At 35.7% G+C, this 23665-nt stretch carries 21 protein-coding genes; 4 read left to right on the top strand and 17 right to left on the bottom strand.

The genetic code is table 11. The annotated features are described in order from the left end of the window. Window positions 1-25 precede the first annotated feature (25 nt). The 7 genes from VI621_RS11870 to VI621_RS11840 all read right to left on the bottom strand — a co-directional run bounded on the left by VI621_RS11870 (window position 26) and on the right by VI621_RS11840 (window position 6668). The gene (locus tag VI621_RS11870) at window positions 26-658 is read right to left on the bottom strand and encodes a 7-carboxy-7-deazaguanine synthase QueE (protein WP_324218610.1); all 633 of its coding nucleotides are present in this window, start codon (window positions 656-658) and stop codon (window positions 26-28) included. A 301-nt stretch (window positions 659-959) separates the two neighbouring features. Continuing rightward, window positions 960-2621 (bottom strand): tetratricopeptide repeat protein, encoded by a 1662-nt coding sequence (locus VI621_RS11865; RefSeq protein ID WP_324218609.1) that lies wholly within the window; start codon window positions 2619-2621, stop codon window positions 960-962. Between the two features lie 15 nt (window positions 2622-2636). Next, window positions 2637-3557 carry a substrate-binding domain-containing protein gene (locus VI621_RS11860; protein ID WP_324218608.1) on the bottom strand — a complete coding sequence of 307 codons (921 nt, stop codon included), beginning with the start codon at window positions 3555-3557 and terminating at the stop codon, window positions 2637-2639. Between the two features lie 233 nt (window positions 3558-3790). After that, window positions 3791-4579, bottom strand: a complete 789-nt coding sequence (locus VI621_RS11855; protein WP_324218607.1) for an energy transducer TonB — start codon at window positions 4577-4579, stop codon at window positions 3791-3793. Between the two features lie 39 nt (window positions 4580-4618). After that, the gene (locus VI621_RS11850; protein WP_324218606.1) at window positions 4619-5176 is read right to left on the bottom strand and encodes a biopolymer transporter ExbD; all 558 of its coding nucleotides are present in this window, start codon (window positions 5174-5176) and stop codon (window positions 4619-4621) included. A gap of 19 nt (window positions 5177-5195) precedes the next feature. Further along, window positions 5196-5807: a biopolymer transporter ExbD gene (locus tag VI621_RS11845; RefSeq protein WP_324218605.1), complete on the bottom strand. Its 612-nt coding sequence runs from the start codon at window positions 5805-5807 to the stop codon at window positions 5196-5198. A 42-nt stretch (window positions 5808-5849) separates the two neighbouring features. Beyond that, window positions 5850-6668 carry a MotA/TolQ/ExbB proton channel family protein gene (locus VI621_RS11840; RefSeq protein WP_324218604.1) on the bottom strand — a complete coding sequence of 273 codons (819 nt, stop codon included), beginning with the start codon at window positions 6666-6668 and terminating at the stop codon, window positions 5850-5852. Window positions 6669-7003: 335 nt separating this feature from the next. On the opposite strand from VI621_RS11840, the gene VI621_RS11835 reads away from it, so the two are divergent. The 3 genes from VI621_RS11835 (at window position 7004) to VI621_RS11825 (ending at window position 10280) form a co-directional block, all read left to right on the top strand. After that, window positions 7004-8524, top strand: coding sequence for a helicase HerA-like domain-containing protein (locus VI621_RS11835; RefSeq protein WP_324218603.1), 1521 nt, complete (start codon window positions 7004-7006; stop codon window positions 8522-8524). Between the two features lie 85 nt (window positions 8525-8609). Then, window positions 8610-8972 (top strand): cupin domain-containing protein, encoded by a 363-nt coding sequence (locus VI621_RS11830; RefSeq protein ID WP_324218602.1) that lies wholly within the window; start codon window positions 8610-8612, stop codon window positions 8970-8972. A gap of 42 nt (window positions 8973-9014) precedes the next feature. Continuing rightward, window positions 9015-10280, top strand: coding sequence for an NAD(P)/FAD-dependent oxidoreductase (locus VI621_RS11825; protein WP_324218601.1), 1266 nt, complete (start codon window positions 9015-9017; stop codon window positions 10278-10280). A 13-nt stretch (window positions 10281-10293) separates the two neighbouring features. Here VI621_RS11825 and VI621_RS11820 read toward each other — a convergent pair whose 3' ends face one another. The 3 genes from VI621_RS11820 to kynU form a co-directional block, all read right to left on the bottom strand. Then, window positions 10294-11631, bottom strand: coding sequence for an NAD(P)/FAD-dependent oxidoreductase (locus VI621_RS11820; RefSeq protein WP_324218600.1), 1338 nt, complete (start codon window positions 11629-11631; stop codon window positions 10294-10296). Window positions 11632-12028: 397 nt separating this feature from the next. After that, window positions 12029-13114: an agmatinase family protein gene (locus VI621_RS11815; RefSeq protein ID WP_324218599.1), complete on the bottom strand. Its 1086-nt coding sequence runs from the start codon at window positions 13112-13114 to the stop codon at window positions 12029-12031. A 149-nt stretch (window positions 13115-13263) separates the two neighbouring features. Then, on the bottom strand, window positions 13264-14550 hold the full coding sequence (gene kynU, locus VI621_RS11810; RefSeq protein WP_324218598.1) for a kynureninase: 1287 nt from the start codon (window positions 14548-14550) through the stop codon (window positions 13264-13266). 103 nt (window positions 14551-14653) lie between these two features. Between kynU and VI621_RS11805 the strand changes: the two genes are divergently transcribed. After that, a complete protein-coding gene (locus tag VI621_RS11805) occupies window positions 14654-15385 on the top strand; it encodes an SIMPL domain-containing protein (protein WP_324218597.1) in 732 nt (243 codons plus the stop codon). A gap of 77 nt (window positions 15386-15462) precedes the next feature. Here VI621_RS11805 and queA read toward each other — a convergent pair whose 3' ends face one another. The 7 genes from queA to rsgA all read right to left on the bottom strand — a co-directional run bounded on the left by queA (window position 15463) and on the right by rsgA (window position 23645). Continuing rightward, entirely contained in the window at window positions 15463-16512 is a 1050-nt protein-coding gene (gene queA, locus VI621_RS11800; RefSeq protein ID WP_324218596.1) for a tRNA preQ1(34) S-adenosylmethionine ribosyltransferase-isomerase QueA, read from the bottom strand. 138 nt (window positions 16513-16650) lie between these two features. Beyond that, window positions 16651-17880 (bottom strand): 3-phosphoshikimate 1-carboxyvinyltransferase, encoded by a 1230-nt coding sequence (locus tag VI621_RS11795; RefSeq protein ID WP_324218595.1) that lies wholly within the window; start codon window positions 17878-17880, stop codon window positions 16651-16653. A 2-nt stretch (window positions 17881-17882) separates the two neighbouring features. Continuing rightward, the gene (locus tag VI621_RS11790) at window positions 17883-18209 is read right to left on the bottom strand and encodes a nucleotide pyrophosphohydrolase (RefSeq protein WP_324218594.1); all 327 of its coding nucleotides are present in this window, start codon (window positions 18207-18209) and stop codon (window positions 17883-17885) included. A 2-nt stretch (window positions 18210-18211) separates the two neighbouring features. Continuing rightward, window positions 18212-20221, bottom strand: a complete 2010-nt coding sequence (locus VI621_RS11785) for a transglutaminase (protein ID WP_324218593.1) — start codon at window positions 20219-20221, stop codon at window positions 18212-18214. Window positions 20222-20246: 25 nt separating this feature from the next. Then, window positions 20247-22154, bottom strand: coding sequence for a DUF3857 domain-containing protein (locus VI621_RS11780; RefSeq protein WP_324218592.1), 1908 nt, complete (start codon window positions 22152-22154; stop codon window positions 20247-20249). 48 nt (window positions 22155-22202) lie between these two features. Beyond that, a complete protein-coding gene (gene dtd / locus VI621_RS11775) occupies window positions 22203-22655 on the bottom strand; it encodes a D-aminoacyl-tRNA deacylase (protein ID WP_324218591.1) in 453 nt (150 codons plus the stop codon). A gap of 6 nt (window positions 22656-22661) precedes the next feature. Then, window positions 22662-23645, bottom strand: coding sequence for a ribosome small subunit-dependent GTPase A (rsgA, locus tag VI621_RS11770; protein WP_324218590.1), 984 nt, complete (start codon window positions 23643-23645; stop codon window positions 22662-22664). Window positions 23646-23665 lie beyond the last annotated feature (20 nt).

Raw genomic sequence — 23665 nt, 5'->3', positions numbered from 1 at the left:
AAGAACAATAGGTATTTTTTCATATTTAAGGGATATTCAAATATTTATGGGTTTGCAATGACACACGCCATTTTGGGTTATTCATTACATAATCTACAATTAGTGGCGTCATTTCTTCTTTTTTGCTCCATTCGGGTTGCAGGAAAAGAATCGCATTTGGATTTACTTTTTCGGCTTGCTCTTCGGCAAAAATGAAATCGTGTTTGTTGTAGATGATTACTTTCAGCTCGTTGGCATTATCATAAACGGTTTGGGTTGGCAGTTTGTTTTTCTTTGGGGAAAGACAAATCCAGTCCCAAGTTCCCGACAACGGATAAGCCCCCGATGTTTCGATGTGAACTTTGCGGTTTTTCTCTTTTAATTTTTGAGTCAGCAAAGTCATATCCCACATTAATGGTTCTCCGCCAGTGACAACAACAGTTTCTGAATATTTACTTGCGTTGTCAACTATCAAATCGGTATCTGTTGGCGGATGCAGTTCGGCATTCCAGCTTTCTTTTACATCGCACCAGTGACACCCTACATCGCAACCGCCGATTCTAATAAAATAGGCTGCTGTTCCTGTGTGATATCCTTCGCCCTGAATGGTGTAGAATTCTTCCATTAAGGGAAGCATGGCTCCTTTTTCTACAGCTGATTGTATTTCTTTTTTAAGCATTTTTTTATAAAATAGTCTGCAAAGATAGTTATTTGGATTTTTAGATTATTAGATTTCTCGATTATTCGAATACTGATTGGGAAATGAGATTTAGAATTTGAGAATTAATAGAAATGCCTGCAATTTCTCCTTAGCCCTGATCGGAGCGGTATCCTTTTTTCTTGTTTTTTTAAACGAGAAAAAAGATATAGCGGAGAGCAGGAAGAGGCATTTACTGAAAGATTGGAAATTAATGCTTCGAATAAAACAAAAAAACCGATAGCGTTGAAGCTATCGGTTTGTTTTGAAAATAATTAATGTATTATTTTAATGATTTTAATAAATCTAATGCGTATTTATTTGTCGGATCAAGAGCAAGCGTTTTGGCTAAGTATTCTTTAGCTTTTGCTTTTTCAGAATTTCCGGCAATAGTGTTGTATGCTTCGATAAGTTTTGCTTTAGTTGCAGGTTTTGCAATTTCTTCGGCACCTTTCTCGCTTACAACTTTAATATATTCTTCATAAAACTTGACCATTAAGTCTGGTTTTTCTAACAAACTGTTTGTTCTGGCTCTAAAGATGTAAGCATCTTGAGTTGCTGGAGAAGCTGTGATTACATTTGCAAAAGCGGCATCGGCTTTTTGTAATGCAATTGGATCTGGTTTTACAACATCTTTTCTATTATTGTCATAGTACAATGAGTTTCCTAAATAGAAATTGTCAAGCAAATAATTTCTAGAATCCGGATTTGTAACTGCAATTTCATAAATGGCAGCTGCTTCTTTAAACATTTTAAGTTCGTAGAATTTTTTTCCCACTTCATTCAAATCGTTTGTCATGGTAATTTCCATTTCAACCGCTTTTTTAATATTTGAAACCGCAGCATCAAAAGCAACTTGATCAACTTTTTTAGTTTCTGGATTGCTTGCATTTCTTAATTTTGCAAGACCTAAATAAAGGTAATCTCTTGCAATAATTTTGTTTGTTGGATTAGCAATAAAACTTTCCAGAGCTTGTATGGCTGCATCGATATTTCCGTTTTCGTAAGCTGAATATCCTAAATAACGCAGAATTCTTGGGTTTACGTTGTCTAATTCTTTCATTTTGTTGGCTTCAACTTCTAATGCTGCGTAATCTTTTGCTACGATTAGAAAATCGGCATGACGCATACGAGACGTTAACGAATAATCCGTCATGCTCATGTATTTTTCATAATAACCCAATGCTTTTTGAATGTATTCCTTGTAATTTTTTGGGTCATTATTTCCCCAATAGAAATACGTTTCGGCCAATTCTCTGTAAACAGGACCATAATTCGGATTTGTGGCTACAATTTCGTTTAATAATTTTGTGGCTTCAGAATAGGCTTTGGCCCCTTTTAGCAAAACAGCTTGCTGCATTTTTGCTCTGATTAAAGTTGGGTCAGATTGAAATGCAGTACGATAGGCTACATAAGCATCGTTTTGATTTTTATCTCCATAATAAGCATCTCCCAAAACCAATTGCAATTGTGCGTCTTGAGGGTTTATCAATTTTGCTTTACCTAAAACGGTAAGTGCATTTTTATAATCAGGTTTGTTTGCATTTAAATAGGCTTTACCTACGTAAACATAAGGTTCTACATCTTTCTTTTTGATGTCTTTCGTTGCCATGGCAAAGTTGGCTTGCGCAGCGGCAAGATTACCATTGTCTAAATCCATTTGTCCTAAACCGATATAGTTGAATTTTGAATCCTCACTTGCGGATAAACCTTTTTGAAAGTAAATTTTAGCCGAGTCAGCGATGTTCTGAGTAAGATAAACATTTCCTAAAAGAAAAGCAGCCTTTCCATTTGCAGGTTTACTTTGAATAATCGTTTTCAACATTGATTTCGCTTTTTCAAATTGTTCTGCATCGATTGCCTTTTTTGCCTGATCTATATCTTGCGCATAACTGGCCGTAACCGAAGCCAATAAAGCAATACTAAAAGTCTTAAATTTGTTCATCTTGATATAATTTATTTATTTTTTCTCGATTTCTTTTTTAATTATAAAATTTCTTCCAGGCATTCTTATTGGTAACAAACCTGATTTCAAAATTATTCTTTGTCCTTTATCTCCTGCGACAAATGAAGCGAACCCCATTCCTAGACCGGAAAAACCTTGACAATTGATTATATACAAATCCCGTGCCAAAGGATACTTACCTTCTGCGATATTGTTTTGAGATGGCGCAAAAAAACCATCCTTAGTGGTGCCTTTTACACTTAGCACATTTATATTTTTTAAATAATCTTTGGATAAAGCCGAAGGCTGTGAAATCCAATTTACACCTATAACTCCAATCATGCCTTGATTTTCAGAAACAAATTTAAGAACCTCTTCATTGGTCTTAAAAGAGAAGATACCATTTTCAGGTATGGTTTTTAACCCGGCTAAATCATTCATGTAACGAACCGTACTTGAATTCGGATTGTCAAAAACCAATCCTTTAATGTTGTTATTTGATTTGCCTTGCATAAAATGAATTACATCCTGCAGCGCAATTAAAGTGTCCTTGTTTTTACTATTAGAAATAAATGCAATAGCATCAATGGCAAACTTGGTAACTTTTGGAGTAATTTTCTTTGCTTCAAAAATCTTTGCTTCTTCTGTAGTCAGTGTTCTTGTTAAGATTGCGATGCCTGCTGAATCTTTCACAAGTGATTGAACTACCTCTGTTTCAGACTTGGCATCCAAAATAATCTTAGCCTTATAGAGACTTTCAAAAACCTCAATCTGATCTTCAATTATTGGTTTTAATGTCTCGTCGACAAGAATAGTTGTTGCTCCTTCCAAAATGGTTTCTTTTGGGTTTTTAGGACCATTTGATTGGTTACAGGAAAAAACCAAAACAATTATTGAAAGAAAAATTAAATACGGAATTTTTTGAAAATTTTTCATGATCTAATCTTTATTATCATTAATAATCCTTAAGAATCTAAAAAAAGAATACACAATAAGAACGACACCAAAAGCAATTCTATAACTGCGTTGCATGTCCATTGGGAAATTCTTCATAAAGATAATGAATAATCCTAAAACTAGATAAACTAAGAAAAACAAAATCCCTATAACGAGAAGAAATCGCTCTTTAAGCGATTTCTTCTGAATATTATCAAATATTTTTTTCAACATTATTCCGCTGATTGAATCGTAATTGGAAGAGAATAAAGTACTCTAACCTTTTTACCATTTTGTTCTCCAGGAACCCATTTAGGAGAAGCTTTAAGTACGCGAATCGCTTCTTTTCCGGTTCCAAAACCAATATCTCTAATTACTTTGATATCCGTTAATGAACCATCTTTTTCAACTACAAACGTAACATATACTTTTCCTTTTAAACCTTCTTCTTCTGGAGCTCTATAATTATTTCCTACATATTTGTAGAATTTATCCATTCCCCCAGGGAAAAGTGGTTTTACTTCGATACCGGCAGTATTGTAAATGGCATTGTCTTCTACAACATCCGCAGGGCCGTTTCCAACGGGTTCTACTGTTAATTCGGCATCCGGATCACCTTTTATAGTTTCAGCACCGATTTTTTTGTCTTTTATTTCCGCAATTTTTGGTGGCTCTTCAGTCACTTCTTCTGCTTTTGCCACAACTGGTTTAACAAATTTAACCTGATCCACTTTTGGTGGTGGTGGTGGTGGCGGTGGAAGATTTTCTGGCGGTTTCTCTTTTGGAGGAAGCTTAATAGTGACAATTTTCGTGTCTAAAGTTGTGTCAACATCCGAAGAATCCGGAATTAAGTTCATAATAAGCGGTGCGCTTATTGCAAGTGCAAAAACAACAGTACCAAAAATAAGCGCTTTCACGGTAGTTTTTGGGTTTGTTTGTCTTAGCTCATATGCTCCGTAACTTTTATTTCGCCCTTCAAATACGATATCAAGCCATTGCTGTTTTAATATATCTAATTTCATTTTTCTTAATTATTAGGTTATTGGGTGGTAAGAATGATCTTAGTTTCCTTCTAACAATTTTAGTTCTTCTGGCGAAAAATCATTAACAATTGCATTCGTTTCCACTCCTACAATTGCCATCTCATCAAGTATATCAATCAAATTTCGGTAATTTGATTTTTTACTTGGTTTGATAATAACAATAATTCCATTTTTCGGAAAACCCTTTGCTGTAGAATACTCAAGCACAGATTTTTTTCTTTTCAGTAATTCTTTACGAATACCCTCCTTACCGTAAGCAATATCCTTAGGTCCAGCGATTGGAGTAGCCAACAAACCCATGTAGTATACCATTTTATTATCATCTCCTAATAATATAGTCATCGTACGGTTTTCATCAACTTTTATAGGCTTTTCCTTCTTTTCATCCTCAGATTTATCTGGCAAAGCCAAACTCATCGATTGAGGTTTAGACAACGTAGTAGTAAGCATAAAGAAGGTTATCAATAAGAAAGCCAAATCCACCATCGCAGTTAAATCTACTTTTGCGTTTTGCTTTTTACTTCTTACTTTACCACCTTTTCCGCCTCCACCGCCGTCGGTATTTAATTCAGCCATTTTAGTGTCTCTTTTTTAATTAAAAATCTTTTCCTCTTAAACCAGTAACCAGACTAAAGCTATTGATTTTTTGGTCTTGTAAAATATCCATTACGCTTTTGATTGCTGGATACTCTTCTTTTGCATCGCCTTTTATAGCAACTTGCAATTCCTTATCATTTACATCGATATTCGCAATTCGAGAATTATAAATCCATTCTTTTAATTGATTATCAAGTGAATCTTTTGGAACACCAGGTTGATCTGCTTTGCTTCTGTCTGCATTTTTCATCGCAATAATTTGCTTAAGATTTTGGATTGGCACGCCAAATCCTTCCATCAATGAAAATTTTGCTGATTCATCTTCTGTAAAGGCAATACCGTATTTTTGACCCATCAATTCGAGAGCTCTTTTACGAACTTCTCTTCCTTTCAAATCATAAAATACTTTTCCTTTTCCTATAGTTATAGTCGCCAAATCACTTTCAGGTAATTTAGTTTGCACAGTAGATGCTGGTGTATCCACCGGCAAAGCTTCTGGCACTTTAGCTGTAGCAGTCAAAATAAAGAACGTAAGCAAAAGAAACGCAACATCACACATAGCCGTCATATCGGTAGATGTTGACTTTTTTTTCATTTTTATTTTAGCCATTATTTTTTATATATTATTTGATATATTTTATATCAAAAATTATTATTGTTTTAAGCTACCTCTAAATTTTCTGTAAGTATTTACAATTGTTGTACCTGCCTCATCGATAGAGTACGTTAAATCATCAATTTTAGAAGTAAAAAAGTTGTAAGCAATAATTGCCAATACAGAAGTAGCAATACCTGTTGCAGTATTAATAAGTGCCTCAGAAATACCTGTTGCAAGAGCTGCTTGGTCAGGAGTTCCAGCACTAGCCAAAGCACCAAATGCTTTAATCATCCCAGATACTGTTCCTAATAATCCTCCAAGTGTCCCTAAAGAAACTAATGAAGAAATAATAGTCATGTTTTTCTCTAACATTGGCATCTCAAGAGAAGTAACCTCTTCGATTTCTTTGTGTATAGTTTCGGAAGCTTCTTCACTATTGAATCCTTCTTTTTTAACGTCTTGATATTTGATCAAAGCAGATTTAATTGCATTTGCAACAGACCCTTTTTGTTTATCACAAGCAGCGATTGCCTCGTCAATTTGACCACCTTTAATACTGCCTTGTACATTTCTCATAAAAACATCTAATTTGTTTTTACCAGCCGCTTTTGATATAACAAAATATCTCTCAATAGAAAACACAACAACCATTAATAACATCCCTAACAAAATTGGCACGATAAATCCTCCTTTGTAAACCATACCCAAAGTATTTAATGGATGCCCTTTTTCAGGATCTCCTCCCTCAAAATTCGCTGAAGATCCCATTAGAAATTCCCATATTAAATATCCAACAAAAACACATGCTACAATAATGATTCCTGAAACCATTCCTCCTGCGTTAGAACCACCTTCTTTTTTAACGTTTGCCATTTTTTTTTTAATTTTAATAGTTTTAAATAATTTAATAAGCTTTAAGTTGTATTCGAACTTGCATAGGAGCAAATTTAATTTTTTAGTTTAAATAAAAAAATATTTTTTGAATAAATTAGCATTTATCCCCCATTCAGCTTAAAAATCACAATTTTAAAGTTTATTTTTTTAACATATCGATACACCATAACGTTGAAACATTCTAAATAGTATACGAAAAGTAAATAAAAATTTATATCAATTATTGAATATTCTATTTAATTATTAAAATACCATTCTTAAAAATTTAATAACTTGCATTATAATTTTAATTTCAACTTATACCGATACTATAGATGAGCAAAAAAGAAGATTTTATACAACACATAAATAATGGCTATACCTCTAAAGGCGAAAGCATTACTCTAGGAGGCGCCATACTTGACGGAGAAGCTTTGCCAAATGCTCCTATTAAAGTGCCGCTGAAAACTTTAAACCGACACGGATTGATTGCCGGAGCGACAGGAACCGGAAAAACCAAAACCATTCAGGTGCTTTCGGAACAATTATCCGCTCTCGGAATTCCGGTTTTAATGATGGACATCAAAGGTGATTTTAGCGGAATTGCAAAAGAAGGAGAAGAAAAACCTTTTATTGCAGAACGACATGCCAAAATCAACATTCCTTATGCTGTTAGTGGGTTTCCTGTAGAATTATTGACTTTGTCGGAACAAAATGGGGTTAGGCTTCGTGCCACCGTTTCAGAATTCGGACCCGTTTTATTCTCCAGAATATTAGGTTTAAATGACACACAAGCTGGTATTGTTTCGATAATTTTTAAGTATTGTGACGATCATAAAATGGCTTTATTGGATTTAAAAGATATTAAAAAAGTCATTAATTATATTACTGAAGAAGGAAAAGTAGAGATTGAAGAAAGCTATGGCAAGATTTCAACCTCATCAACCGGCACTATTCTCAGAAAAATTATTGAACTAGAACAACAAGGCGGAGACCTGTTTTTTGGTGAAATGTCATTCGACATCAATGATTTAATGCGTTTTGATGAAAACGGAAAAGGGTATATCAACATCATTCGACTTACGGACATTCAGGATAAACCCAAATTATTCTCGACTTTTATGTTGAGTTTATTGGCAGAAATCTATCAGCAAATGCCTGAAAAAGGAGATGTCGAGCGACCTGAATTAGTGATTTTTATCGATGAGGCCCATTTGATTTTTAACGAAGCCAGCAAAGCATTGTTGGAACAAATAGAAACCATCATCAAATTAATTCGTTCCAAAGGCATCGGGGTATTCTTTGTAACCCAAAACCCTATGGATGTTCCGAGTGGCGTTTTGGCACAATTGGGTTTGAAAATACAACACGCTTTGAGAGCTTTTACCGCAAATGATCGTCAGGCGATTAAACAAACCGCTGGTAATTATCCACTTTCCGATTATTACAAAACCGATGAAGTTTTGACCAGCCTCGGAATTGGGGAAGCATTAGTCACCGCTTTGAACGAAAAAGGAATACCAACGCCGCTGGCCGCAACGATGATGCGGGCGCCAATGAGCAGAATGGATATTTTAACTGATGCAGAAATCAATGAAATCAATGCCAAATCTAAATTGGTAAAAAAATACAGTGAGATAATTGATCGGGAAAGTGCCTACGAAATGCTCCATAAAAAAATTGAAATCGTAGAAAAAGAAGCTGCCGAACAGCAACAACAAAAAGACGAAGAAAAAGAAGACAGGAAAACATCCGATGCAACCGGAGCAATAACAAAGTCCGTTGTAAAAGTGTTGACTAGTGCTACTTTTATCCGTGGCGCTTTTGGAATTTTGACTAAAATGTTTAGAAAATAATCTTTGGGAAAAATCCTCTAAAATTCACAGTAACCCTTTCCTGGTTTCAAACTCTGGAAGGGTTATTTATCATAAAAATTTAAAAATGAAAAAATACTTCATCCAAAAAACCCCGTTCGTAGTTCCAACCACCGATGGCAAACTAATTGAAGAGCACCACGGATTAGCAACTACAAATAATTCCGAACTTTCAATCGCACACATGATTGCACCGCCAAAATGGAGCGAACCATTTCAAACGCCCGAATTTGACGAGTATACTTATATTATCAAAGGCAAAAAACAATTTAACATCGATGGCGAAATCGTAATTATTGAAGCCGGACAATCCATAAAAATAGAAAAAAACACCAGAGTACAATATTCAAATCCGTTTGATGAAACTTGCGAATACCTTGCGATTTGCCAGCCAGCATTTTCTATGGAAAAAGTTAACAGAGAAGAATAATCCTATTTTAATTGGTAACTTTACGTATCAAATTGAATCAACATGGAAAACAGAAAACGAATTGTTATCGTCGGTGCCGGATTTGCAGGATTGCGACTGGCACAAGATTTAGAAGACACCGATTATGATGTTTTATTAATCGACAAAAACAATTACCATCAGTTTCAACCATTGATGTACCAAGTGGCAACAGCGCGATTAGAACCCGCCAGTGTTTCATTTCCTTTGCGAAAAGTATTCCAGCATTCCAAAAATGTCCGCATTCGAATTGCCGATGTCTTGAGTGTCGATGCAACAAACAAAACCCTAAAAACTTCAATTGCCGATTTTACTTATGATTATCTGGTTATTGCATTTGGCTGCACCACGAATTATTTTGGCAACAGTCAGATAGAAAAATATGCTTTCCCAATGAAATCAGTTCCGGAAGCCATACAATTACGCAACCGAATTCTGCAGACTTTTGAAGATGCCCTAATTGCAGAACCCGCCGAATTACAATCGCTAATGAATTTTGTAGTAGTCGGTGGCGGACCAACAGGCGTTGAACTTGCCGGTGCCCTGGCCGAAATGAAAAAGAACATTTTGCCCAAAGATTATCCTGATAAAGATTTCTCCATATTAACCATTTATCTTCTCGAAGGTTCTCCCAATGTTTTGAATCCGATGAGTGAAGCTTCCCAAAAAAAATCCCGTAAATATTTGGAAGAATTGGGGGTTATTGTAAAAACCAGCACTATTGTCAATAATTATGATGGCAAAACGGTAACCTTACAAAATCAGGAAATCATTGCGTCCAAAAATGTGATTTGGGCGGCAGGAATTACCGGAAACACCTTGGACGGCATTCCAAAGGAAAATATTACCAGAGGAAACCGGTTTACTGTAAATCGTTTCAACAAAATTGAAAATCTGGAAAGTGTTTATGCCCTAGGTGATATTGCTTTTATGACCACGCCAAAATATCCAAACGGTCATCCTCAGGTAGCGAGTGTGGCTATAGAACAAGCACAAATTTTAGCGAAGAATTTCAAGTCACAATTAAAAAATAAATCGCAATTAGAATACGAATACCACGACAAAGGATCAATGGCAACCATCGGAAAACGAAAAGCCGTGGTCGATTTGCCTAAATTCAGTTTTCAGGGAAGACTGGCTTGGTTTACCTGGATGTTTGTTCACCTGATGCTGATTTTGAGTGTCAAAAACAAACTATCGATTTTTATCAATTGGATGTTTAGCTATTTCAATAACGACAGTACCTTACGGGTTTTATTGAAGTCGGTCGATAAAAAAGTCGGGGAATAAATCAGTCCTGAAATTATTTCAACAATTCTAAAATTTTATGCTCCACCTCGGGACTATCCCAAATAGTTTCGATATTGGGCATTTTCATCACTTCTTCCATAATGGCATTCTGATGATTTCCAATCGCCAAAGCTTCGGAATAAGGACGATGACTGAAGGTTACTCTATCGTATAATGGCAACCATTTTTTTGGATGTTTTTCGGCAAAACGCTTTTCGATTTTCTTTTGCAATAAGAATTTTTCGTCTGCCGTTTTGGAACTCATTTCCATGAAATTACGATACGATAATTCAGCAATTGCGTCGGCATTGGGTTTTCGAGAGGTTTCATATTCAGAGAAAATGGCTTTCCAGTCGTCTCCCAGTTTTCCCATTAATTCATACAAAACGGTAATATCTTCGAAACCGGCATTCATGCCTTGCCCGTAAAAGGGAACAATGGCGTGACAGGCATCGCCAATCAGCGCGACTTTATCTTCATAAGTCCACGGGAAACATTTCATGGTCACCAAAGTACTCGTTGGATTTTTAAAGAAATCTTCGGTCAGTTTTGGAATTACATCAATCGTATCCGGCAAGTTTTTCTCAAAAAAAGCTTCCACAGATTTTCTGTCGGTTAAAGAAGCAAACGAATTTTCTCCTTCAAAAGGCATGAACAAAGTACAGGTAAAACTACCATCCAAATTCGGTAAGGCAATCAGCATGTATTCGCCCCTTGGCCAGATGTGAAATGAATTTTTATCTAATTTATGAGTTCCGTCCGCATTGGCGGGAATATTTAATTCTTTATAACCTGAATTCAAAAACTCCTGTGAATAATTGAACATGCTTTGGCGTTGCATTCTATGGCGCACTCTCGAGAAAGCACCGTCGGCACCAAAAACCATATCGTATTTATATGCTTTCCACTCTCCCCGCTCTTCTTCACCGATGTGCAAAGTGGCATCGGCCAAAGTCACATCCCATACTTTATGTTCGAAGAAAAATTCGGCACCGGCTTCCTCTGCCAGATCAATCATTTTTCTATTCAAAGTTCCTCTCGAAATCGAATAAATGCTCTCACCTTCCTGTCCGTAATTCTGAAAATTAATCTTATCCACAAGATGAATGGCACGTTTTTCCATAGGAATGGCAATAGCCCGAACGGCATCGCCAATACCCACGCCGTCTAAAGCTTTCCAGCCCCTATGCGACATGGCCAGATTGATGGATCGTCCCGAAAATTCTATTTTTCGAATATCCGGACTTCTATCAAAAACATGAACCGTATGACCTGCTTTTTTGAGATAAATTGCCAACAGCGATCCCACTAATCCGGAACCAACAACAGCAATTTTGAGAGATTTTTGCATCAAAAAGAATGTAAATGTAAGTTCGCAAAATTAAGTAATAATAAACATATACGGTTATAATTCAGTGTTTATTTAGCTGTTTTGCTGCGGTATCATTTTTAACTCTGATTCGATGATTCGATTGTTAGATTGTTGGATTTTTCGAACCATCGAACTATTTTATAAAAAAAAGGTCCAGCCTAAACTGAACCCTTTATAGTTTTTAAACCAACGGACCCTCTACTTCGGCAGTCTTACCTGTCCGCATGCGTCCTATAATTTTGAATTACCATTTAACACTTTGCAATTGGGTATTTTTTCCCCTACCAATAGGTCTTATGTCAAATTGGGAAATCTATATAAACGAACAAAGAAGAACTTCACGTTCGTCTTTGCTTTATAGTATTCAGGAAAATTATTATAGGTTAAAAGCAATCTTCTTGCCCACCTTCATTCCGTTATTTTTGGCCAAAACACCGCACATGTGGTATAGCATTCTTGCGCCCACATTACCGTCCCAATCGTCATCGCCGGGAGCCACTTCAACCAAATCGAATCCGATAATTTCTTTGCTGCTGTCGGCCAGTTTGCTTAACAAATAAGTCGCTTGTTCGAAGGTAATCCCTCCAGGAACCGGCGTTCCCGTATTCGGGCAATACCAAAAACACAATCCGTCAATATCAAAACTGATGGTTACTTTTTGTGGCAAAGCATTGATGATGGTGTCACATTGTTGTTCCCATGTAACCCCTTTAAAAGTTTCGGCTTTCAAATCGATATCAGTATGAACCACCACCCGTTTTTCTGCCATGACCACATCTACTTCCTGTTCGCAGAAATCACGGATGCCCACTTGTACAATTTTGGAAATTTGAGGAATCTTCAATGCGTTATACATAATCGAAGCATGCGAATATTCGAAACCTTCATAAGCAATCCTCATATCCATGTGTGCATCGATATGCAGAATCCCAAAATCATCATGATGGGTCGCCAAAGCCTGATAATAGCCCAGTGGCGTGCTGTGATCTCCACCCAATAAGACTACTTTCTTTCCTTTAGACATCCAATGCAACGTTCTTGCTCTTACCGCATCGTTCAATTCATGGCAAACATTATTGATAGAATCTAAATCTCTTTTGAGCGCTAAATTATTTTCGATTTTTTCTCCGTTTTCGAGTGCTTCAATAATGGGTTGTGCCAATGCTTTGAAACGAACGCTGTCATCGGCCCATTGTGCCGTTTCGGTACTTAAATCCAGAAACATCCCCAGTTTCCATAATTCAGGAAATTCCTGATGATGTAAATCCACCTGAAATGAAGCATCCAGAATAGCTTCCGGTCCATCCGAAGCACCTGCGCCGTAACTCACGGTTACTTCCCAAGGAACGGGAATGATAATGATTTCACTTTCTTCGGCTGTAAACGGTAATCCGAATATACTTTCATCTGCCAATCCTGGTTGAGAAGGATCGAAGTTTTTTATTTTTTCTTGTTTGTTCATGGTTTATCGATTGTTAGATGGTTAGATTTTTAGATTTTTCGAACTATCGAATAATCCAACAATCTATTGTGTTTTTAATGTTGCTATAAGTTTTGATGCCATTTCGTGTTTTTCGAAAAATCGAATCATCGAATCATCGAACTATCGATTTACCCAATAATCCCTTGTTTTAATATTTGTCCAAATTCGTACATATCTTCAAAAGAGCAATACAAAGGAACTGGCGCTAATCGGATCACATTGGGTTCTCTCCAGTCGGTGATTACCCCGTTTTTCATTAGGTATTCAAATAAAGAACGCCCTTCCCCATGAAGAAAAACAGACAATTGACTGGCACGTTCTAATGGATTTGACGGCGTTATGATTTCGAAAGTACTGTCGACTTCCAAATCAATTTCGTGCAGAATAAATTCTAAATACGAAGTGATTTTGTCTCTTTTTTCAATTAAAGCGTCCATTCCGATTTCATCGAACATTTCGACAGAAGCCAAATACGGAGCGAGCGACAATATGGGTAAATTACTGATTTGCCATCCATCAGCGCCACGAACTGGATCGAAAGTAGGCTCCATTTTGAAACGTCTTTCTTTATTGTGTCCCCACCATCCGGCGAATCGGGATAACTCGGTATTGTTGTGGTGTTTTTCGTGGATAAAACAACCCGAGGCATTTCCTGGTCCTGAATTCATGTATTTGTAACTACACCAGGCCGCAAAATCGACATTCCAATCGTGTAATTCCAGTTTGATGTTTCCGGCGGCATGGGCTAAATCCCAACCTACATAGGCGCCTGCTTTGTGACCAGCTTCGGTAATGGTTTTCATATCAAACACTTGTCCAGTGTAATAATTCACACCGCCAATTAATACCAAAGCCAGTTCGTCTCCTATTTCATCAATTTTTGCCAGCACATCTTCCAGACGAATATTGTGTTCCCCTTCGCGTCTTTGAATTTCTACAATGGCATCGTTTGGATTCATCCCGAGGTTTCGGGAGTGAAATTGCACTTGCGACTGAATCATGTATTGATCACTTGGAAATGCTTTGGCTTCGCAAAGAATTTTATATCTTTTGGTGGTAGGTTTATAAAACGACACCATCATTAAATGAAGATTTACCGTCAGGGTATTCATCACTGTAACTTCGCTTGGCAAAGCGCCAACAATTTTACTTAAAGGATTTGCAAATCGTTCGTGATAATCCCACCATGGTTTTTTGGCATAAAAATGGCCTTCAACAGCTAGATTTGCCCAGTCATTCATTACTTCATCTATATAGGATTTGGTTCGTTTGGGCTGCAATCCGAGAGAATTGCCGGTAAAATAAATGACTTTTCGTCCGTTTACTTCCGGGAAAAGAAATTCATTTCTGTATTGGCTTAATTTATCCTGCTTATCGAGTTCCTGCGCAAATTCTCTTGTATTTTGAAAAGTCATTGTTGTTCTTTTTAATGTTGTAAAAATAAGAAAAAATAAGAATTTACGTTACCTAATATAGGTACAATAATTCCGTACATTTATTACTTTAAATCCTTTCTACATGAAAACTAGTATTACTGCTATTATTATTGCGATTGCCGTAATTGTTTCGGCTTATTTATTTTCGAATGCTTTCAAAAACCGGAACCAAAACAATGACACCATTAGTGTTACCGGATCAGGCAGCAAAAACTTTATTTCCGATTTAATTGTTTGGCGTGGTTCCTTTAACAAAAAAAGCTTTGTCCTTAAAGATGCCTATGCAGCACTGGATAATGACCGTGAAATCATCAAAAAATATTTGGTTTCAAAAGGATTACAGCAAAGTGATTTGGTTTTTTCGGCAGTTACCATCAATAAGGATTTTGAAACTACTTATGATACCAATGGCAATACCCGTCAGCAAATTTTTACCGGTTTTACGCTCACTCAAAATGTTCAGGTGGAATCTAAAGATGTTGATAAAGTAGAAACTATTTCCCGAGAAGTAACCGAATTAATTAATTCGGGCGTAGAATTCTACTCCAATCCGCCGGAATATTATTATACCAAACTAGCTGCTTTAAAAATAGAAATGATTGCCGAAGCGACAAAAGATGCCAACGCAAGAGCTAAAAGTATTGCCGAAAATGCGGATTCAGATTTAGGGAAACTCAAAAAATCAGAAATGGGGGTTTTTCAGATTATTGCTCAGAACTCCTCCGAGGATTATTCCTGGGGCGGTTCTTTCAATACCTCAGCCAAAAAGAAATCAGCAAATATTACTGTAAAACTGGCTTATCAGATAGATTAATTCAATTGGATAAATTATAAAAACAAAAAATCTCGCCATTGCTGACGAGATTTTTTTATATAATCTGTTTTGAATGATTAGATGATTAACATCGCATCGCCATAAGAATAGAATTTGTATTCTTCTTTGATGGCTATTTCGTAAGCTTCTTTCATCAAATCATGACCGCAGAAGGCAGAAACCATCATCAATAAAGTTGATTTTGGGGTATGGAAATTGGTAATCATACAATTTGCAATACTAAAATCGTGTGGCGGAAAAACAAATTTGTTTGTCCAGCCATCAAATGTATTCAAGGTTCTTTGTGAAGAAACGGCACTTTCGACAGCACGCATCGAAGTAGTTCCAACAGCACAAATACGTTTTTTCTTTATCTTGGCATTGTTTACTATATCGCAGGCTTCCTGAGTAATTTTCAACTCTTCGGAATCCATTTTGTGCTTTGATAAATCTTCCACTTCAACCGGATTGAAAGTTCCCAAACCAACGTGTAACGTTACTTCGGCAAAATCTATTCCTTTGATTTCTAATTTTTTCAACAAATGTTTCGAAAAGTGCAAACCTGCAGTTGGAGCCGCAACAGCGCCTTCTTCTTTAGCATATATGGTTTGGTAACGTTCGGCATCTTCCGGAGTCACTTCTCTGCTGATGTATTTTGGGATTGGGGTTTCTCCCAATTCTGTCAATTTATTTCTGAATTCTTCATACGAACCGTCATAAAGAAAACGCAATGTTCTTCCGCGTGAAGTGGTATTATCGATAACCTCAGCCACTAATGAATCATCATCGCCAAAATATAATTTATTTCCAATTCTGATTTTACGGGCCGGATCAACCAAAACATCCCAAAGGCGTTGTTCTGCATTTAATTCTCTAAGCAAGAAAACTTCGATTCTGGCACCGGTTTTTTCTTTGTTTCCGTATAAACGAGCCGGGAAAACTTTGGTGTTATTTAGGATTAGAACATCTCCATCATCAAAATAATCGATGATGTCTTTGAACATTTTATGCTCAATAGTTTTTTTCTCACGATTGATTACCATTAAACGTGCTTCATCTCTGTTCTCTGCCGGATATTCTGCAAGAAGTTCTTTTGGTAAATTAAATTGAAAATGTGATAATTTCATAAAGTCATTTATTTAGGGTGCAAATATACGATTGTGAGATAGGCGTTGTCAAGTGTTTTGGTGTTTATTTATTGTAAAGGTACAAAGGTGCAAAGGCGCAAAGACGCAAAGGCCTATGGAATATAGGAAAATAGGGCATTATTTCTTTTCTGAAATTCCAAAACCTAAAGTTTCTAAATCTTTCCAAAAATCAGGATATGATTTCGAAACGACCTCAGCATTTTCTATTACAATGGGTACTTTTATTGCAAATGGAGCAAATGCCATCGCCATTCGATGGTCGTCATAGGTCGCAATTTTGATATTTAAATTGATATGATTAGAAGGCTCTAAAGTTAAACTTTCATTGGTAACCATAACTTTTGCCCCGAGTTTTGACAGTTCGGTTTTTAATGCTTCCAATCGGTCGGTTTCTTTGATTTTCAACGTATGCAAGCCTGTCAAATGGCAACCAATTCCCAATCCGAAACATGTTATAGCAATCGTTTGGGCAATATCAGGCGTTTCATTTAACTCCAAGTTTAAATTTTCAAGTTTAAAATGGCTCGATTTCCTGAGTACAATTGAATGGTTTTTAAAAATGGTTTCTACTCCAAAGTTTTTATAAATTCCTGCTAAAGCGGAATCGCCTTGAAAACTATTCTCTTTATAACTTGATAATATAATTTCGATATTTTCATCCGCTAAAGCTCCAATAGAATAAAAATAGGATGCCGAAGACCAATCGGACTCAATTATGAATTTCGAATTATGAATTATAAATTGAGGTTTTACTATAATTTTTTTTCCTTCAAAGGACGTTTCAATTCCTATTTCATTCAGCAAAGCCAATGTCATTTTGATGTAGGGAATGGAAGTTATTGTTCCTTCTAAAGTCAATTCCAAACCGTGTTCAAGTTTGGGTGCGATTAATAATAAAGCTGATATATACTGGCTGCTTACATCCGCTTTTAAGGTAACTTTATTCTGAACGAGTTTTTTCCCGGTGATTTTTATCGGTGGAAAACCTTCGTTTTCTATATATTCAATTTCAGCTCCCAATTGTCGTAACGCCTCAACTAAAATTTTGATGGGACGTTCTTTCATTCGGGTTGAACCTGTCAAAGTAACAATTCTTCCTTCCTGAATGGAAAAATAGGCTGTTAGAAATCGCATCGCTGTTCCGGCATGATGGACATCAATTACTGTTTCATCAGAAGAAAGCGCTTTTAGCATTACTTCGCTGTCATCTGAATTAGAAGTGTTTTCCAAAGTAATATTTGGATACAACGCTTGCAGCAATAACAATCGGTTCGTTTCAGATTTACTTCCAGAAACCTGAATTGTTACTTTACTGTTAAGTGAAGATAATTGGAGATGTAAATTCACAATTATTTAAGCTTTTCGTTATTCTTGTGTCGGTCTTTATCTCTTATGGATTTCAAATCCATTTTCTTGTCGAAAGCGTCTTGTAGATTTATTCCTGTTTGATTCGCCAGACATAAAACCACGAAAACCACATCAGCTAATTCTTCGCCTAAGTCTTTGTTTTTATCGGATTCTTTCTCGGACTGTTCACCGTAACGACGGGCAATTATTCGGGCTACTTCACCTACTTCTTCGGTAAGTTGCGCCATGTTAGTTAATTCATTGAAATAACGGACGCCGTGTTCTTTGATCCAGGTATCGACGTCAAGTTGTGCGTTTTTGATATTCATAATTATACTTTTTTGAGAACAATTTTTTCGTTTTGTTTGTCGACCATTTCTTTGTAGAAAATCTTTAATGCATCATAATATTCTGAACCGATAATAGCTTGATTAATATCTACCGTAAATAATAATTGGCACTGTTTACCATTGCTTGAAATGCTATATTTAAAATTAGCCATGTTGTCCTGTATCGTAAGGGCTTTAGATTCTGGTATTGTTTCTACAGCATATCCTTCTGGAATTGTAACACTTATGCTGTATTTTTCCTGATGAGGGAAAACAAAATCTACTGGATATTCTCGGGTTTCTTGAGTGAAAGGATTTCTCGTTTCAGCGAAAAAAACCATTGGTGAAAAATACATTTTATTTCCAATTATTTCTACTGCGTTAGTATGTACAAAAGAATAATTTTCTACTACCGGTTTTGACAAGTCTGTATTGAGGGATTCATACTCTCCAACCTCAATTCCCTGATATTTTTTTTCTAGTTTTTCCAAATAAGAGTCCTTTGAAATACTGCCATATTTTTCTCTAAAAGCAAAAGCATTATAATCAAAATACTGGTCTCTTATTTTTCCTGTTATTTTTCCTTGCGCATCAATTTCTGCCCTTAAATTAATCGCTTCTTTTGAGTTTGACTTTGGCATTAAATCAATTTGAGTCGAAGTGCCATCTTTTCTGATAATTCTTCCGACCCAGTTTAGCGCATTCAAAGGAAGAATATTAGGCAAAGTGTTTTTACTTGTTGCGTCAAGAAGGATTAAGCCATCATTAACCTCAACCGCTGCAATGGCATAATTGAAAGCCGTTCTGGATGGAAAAATCGTAATTCCATTAGAACGTGTACTAATCAAAACCGGGTTGGCTTCTAAACCGGCATATCTTAACATGGAGGTTAGCATCAGATTGATTTCTGCAACATTTCCTGTTTTTTCCAAATAGGCTTTTTTAATGCCTTCATCACAATAATAACTATTGTATCCATTCCAATTCATTCGGGATTTTACATAATTGAAAATCGCAATTATCTTCTCCTCTTTTGAAATAATTCCTTGTAAAATGACATCGATATCTTTTTCAAAATACCCTGTTTTATTTAGTTCTACGCCAAAATCATCATTTTCATAAATTTTCTTTACTACACCTTCCCAATCCGTTGCGAAATTCTCATAGCTGGCATTTGGCATTTGTTTGCCTGAAAGTTCATGTTGTATAGAAGCAGTATAATTATCCACATTATTAACAAATGATTCCTCTTTTAATGCCGGCATATTTTCCATAAAATATTTCGTGATATTTTCTATAAAATCAACTGATGTTGTAACTCTTTTCGGCACATACCTTCCTAAGTCACTACTTTCTTTATAAGAGTAAAGTAAATTTCTTGTTTTTGAATCTTTAGCAACTTTAGGAAAATAAAACCCTTTTTGATGTGTTTTATAAATGAAATATTCAGGCACATAGGTTACATACTCTGAATAATTTACCGGAATATTTTTTTGAAATTGCCATTCAGGAAAGCTTGTAAGAAATGAAGATTTAATTATGGTTCTGTATTCAATAATTGAACCTTCTTTGACATTAGGCATCGCTATTTTCTTTTGAGATCTATATTTATTGATTTTTTCAATAAACTCCCCATCACTTTTTAATTTAGTCTTTTCAATTTCATCGTTAATGAGATTATACGTTATCGCTTTAGAAAAAGAAACAGATTCAGAGTTACTTCGACTCGCATAATAACTAATATATTGGTTAGCGAAATCATACCCTTCTTTTTTATATATCTTTATTTTAGTGTCTATTTCAGTTATTATTTCAAACCCTACTTCTTCTTTATATTCAAAATAGGTTTTCCCAACTTGAAATAAAACAGCGGCTGCGGCCGAAGTGTCCTTTGGATGCACTTTTTCTTTTAGTTCTGCAATGGTTACTTTTCCCAATTCAGCCTTTTTTTGCGAAAAGCTGTTTATCGAAAAAATCATGCCCAGTATGATTATAAATTTAAAGTTCTTCATGGTTGTAATTTATTGAGTTGGGTTATTAATTTTTTATTAAAACTGTTTTGGAGTTATCGTTTTTTGCTATTTTTTCCATAAAAAGTCGAAATTCATCGTATTCGTTTTTTTGGTAAAGTCCTTTTTTGATAAAAAGCGACCGTTTGTATACCAAATTTCCATTGTCCATTTTTATAATTTCGGTTTTGTAATCTCCGAATTTACTGCTTAATTCAAAATCTTGTGGAATTGATTCAATGGTGAATCCTTTCGGCAAAGTTATTGCTATTTCATCATGATCATAAAAACCTCTTTGGATTTCAAATGGGCTCTTACGGTTTCTGATTCTTTTGACACCTCCTGTAAATTGGCTAAATGCATTCAACGCAAACAGCATTTTATTTCCCGAAATATTACCATAATTTGCCGCACTCATTTCAACATTTTCGGTTAAAATGACTCTTTCTTTATCGTTTGAGAAGGTAGCTTTATTAATTTTCAAATTATTGATATTATCCCAATAGTCTTTATAATAAGCATCTTTTTCATTTGGTTGAAACTTTTCGACTAGTGCTTTTGGACTGTATTGAGAACCTTCGGAAACTATGGTTATTTTTCCAGAAAAATCCCCGTTGTCAGTTAATGAATAATTGCCTTTTCCTGTTTGTGTATTTTCTTTATCAGGATAGATTTTGGTTCTGACAATTTCGCCACCTTCGGGTTTCATAATTAAAACATTTCTGTCATCCGTAAAAATACCTTGATAACCAAAAGGATCATCTTGGCTGGTACATTCCAGCCATATATAATCATCTCCGTTCGGAATAGATAAAATCATGTGATTGCCTTGCATGGAAACAAATTCAGATTCGATATCCCGTTTGTCTTTACTGCCATATAAAACAGTATTGAACGACGGAACATCTACTGCATTTAGCAAGGCTTTAGTATAATTGGTCAAGGCCTTACAATCACCATAACCCAAACGATCGACATCATTGGCAAGCATCGGTTTCCATCCTCCGATTCCAACTTGGATGCTAACGTATCTCGATTTTTGTTGTACAAAGTTGTATATTATTTTGGCTTTCTTGACTGGGTCTTTTTCATTGCCCACAAGAGTTTTTATTTTCGTTTTTGTTTCTTCAGATAATTCAGTTGTTCCATATAAAATTTTATCCGAATACCATTGCCCGAATTCTTTCCAGGTTTTGGCTGTCCCATCTACTCCTTCAAGATGAAAAAGTGTTAAACCCATCATTACTTTAGGTAAAGCATCATAATAATTTGGACCATAGTCTTCATTTTTTTGAGCCACAATATTTGTCGCTGTATAGGACAGTTGTGTTGGAGTATCTACTGTTTTTTTGATTTGAAAATCAAAAAAATTGAATTCCTTATTTTTAAAGCCAAGATTATCCGGATAATTTACATTCAAAACACTCTTTTCTATACTTACAAAATAGTCGTCCAAAGGAAACCATTGTGGTATAAAAGCCGTGTTTGAAGTTTCCGTTTCACTTTCAAATACAATCGTAAAAGGATACCCGATAGGTGTGTAATCTAAATAAATAACTCTGCTGACCGAAAAAAGGGTGCCGCCATCAACTGCACTCTGATCTCTAAAATCTTTTCTCTTAATTTTTTTGATTTCATTTCCAAAAGCATCAAAAACGGTTGCTTCAATACTTTTTACGGTTGTTGTCTTATTATAGTTTTCAATAGCATTTATGGCTCCAAGTCCAATTTTGTTTAAGACGGTAACCACTCTTTTAGTAGAGACATTCATATTTCGCTGAGAAGAAATAACAATGTCCATTTGATTCAAACGAACAACAGCATTCGCATTTTCTTTTAGGCTATCGGCAATACTTACTGTACTGTAATCAATCTTTTGGGCAAAAAGTGATATTGTTGAAGTTAAGAAGAGGAAGAAAGCAAGTTTGAATTTCATGAAATTATATTTGCTCAAAAATATAAGAAAATTTCGACAGAAAAAAATTTACTCTCTGTTTTTACTATCGATTATTATTGTCACTGGTCCATCGTTTACTAAACCGACTTTCATATCGGTCCCAAACTGTCCGGTTTGTACTTTTTTGCCTAATTCGTCTTCCATTTGTTTTACGAAATTTTCATATAATGGAATGGCAATTTCGGGTTTTGCCGCTTTAATATAAGATGGGCGATTGCCTTTTTTGGTAGAAGCATGAAGCGTAAATTGGCTTACGACAATAATATCTCCATCGATGTCTTTGACCGACAGGTTCATTATATGATTTTCATCTCCAAAAATGCGGAGATTTATAATTTTGGAGGTGAGCCAATTGATATCTTCCTGACTGTCTGCATCTTCTATTCCTAAAAGAACCAGCAGTCCATTTTGGATTTCGGCTACTTTTATTTCATCAATAGTTACGGAAGCTTCGGAAACTCTTTGAATGACTACTTTCATTTTTCCCTATTGCTTGTTTCTTGTTTCGTCACTCGCAATCCGATCTTCGTTATGAATGTCGGTTCGGAAATTCTCCTCATCACCTTCAAGGATTTTTAGGTAACTTTTATATCTTGACCAAGAGATTTCGTCTTTGTCTAATGCGGCTTTAATGGCACAATGTGGTTCATCTTTATGCAAACAATTGTTGAATTTACATTGGTCTTTGAGCTTGAAAAATTCCGGGAAATAACCACTAATTTCTTCTTTCTCCATATCAACAATTCCAAAACCTTTGATTCCTGGTGTATCGATAATTTGTGCTCCAAAAGATAAATCGTACATTTCTGCAAACGTGGTTGTATGCTGTCCTTGTTTGCTTTGTTCGGATATAACCGTAGTTTTTAGATGCAAACTCGGTTCCATCTTATTCACCAAAGTGGATTTTCCTACACCGGAATGACCGGCAAACATGCTTACTTTTCCAATCATCATTCCCTTTAGTTCTTCAATTCCTGTTCCTTCAGTAGAAGAAACGCGGAGGCATTTGTATCCGATTTGCTCATAAATATGTTGCATATACAACTGTTCGTCAAGTGTAGCTTCATCATAAGTGTCAATTTTATTGAAAACTAAAATGGCTTCAATTCCATACGCTTCGGCAGTTACGAGAAATCTATCGATAAAGTTGGTGGTGGTTGGTGGATTATTGATGGTTATCAACAAGAAAACCCGATCAATATTGGACGCAATAATGTGCATTTGATGGGACAAATTCACAGATTTTCTAACGATGTAGTTCTTTCTGTCGTGAATTTTATAAATGGTTCCTGTAACGGTATCCGAAGTTTCTTCGAGTTCATAATCAACCACATCACCAACGGCAATAGGATTGGTGCTCTTGATTCCTTTTATTCTGAATTTCCCTTTCATACGGCATTCTATAAAATCTCCCTCTGTAGATTTTACGGTGTACCAGCTTCCTGTAGATTTATAAACGATTCCTGTCATGTGACAAAGGTATTGTATCT

The sequence above is a fragment of the Flavobacterium sp. genome (assembly GCF_035292545.1).
Lineage (GTDB): Bacteria > Bacteroidota > Bacteroidia > Flavobacteriales > Flavobacteriaceae > Flavobacterium.
This window is presented reverse-complemented; position numbering and strand designations above follow the sequence as displayed.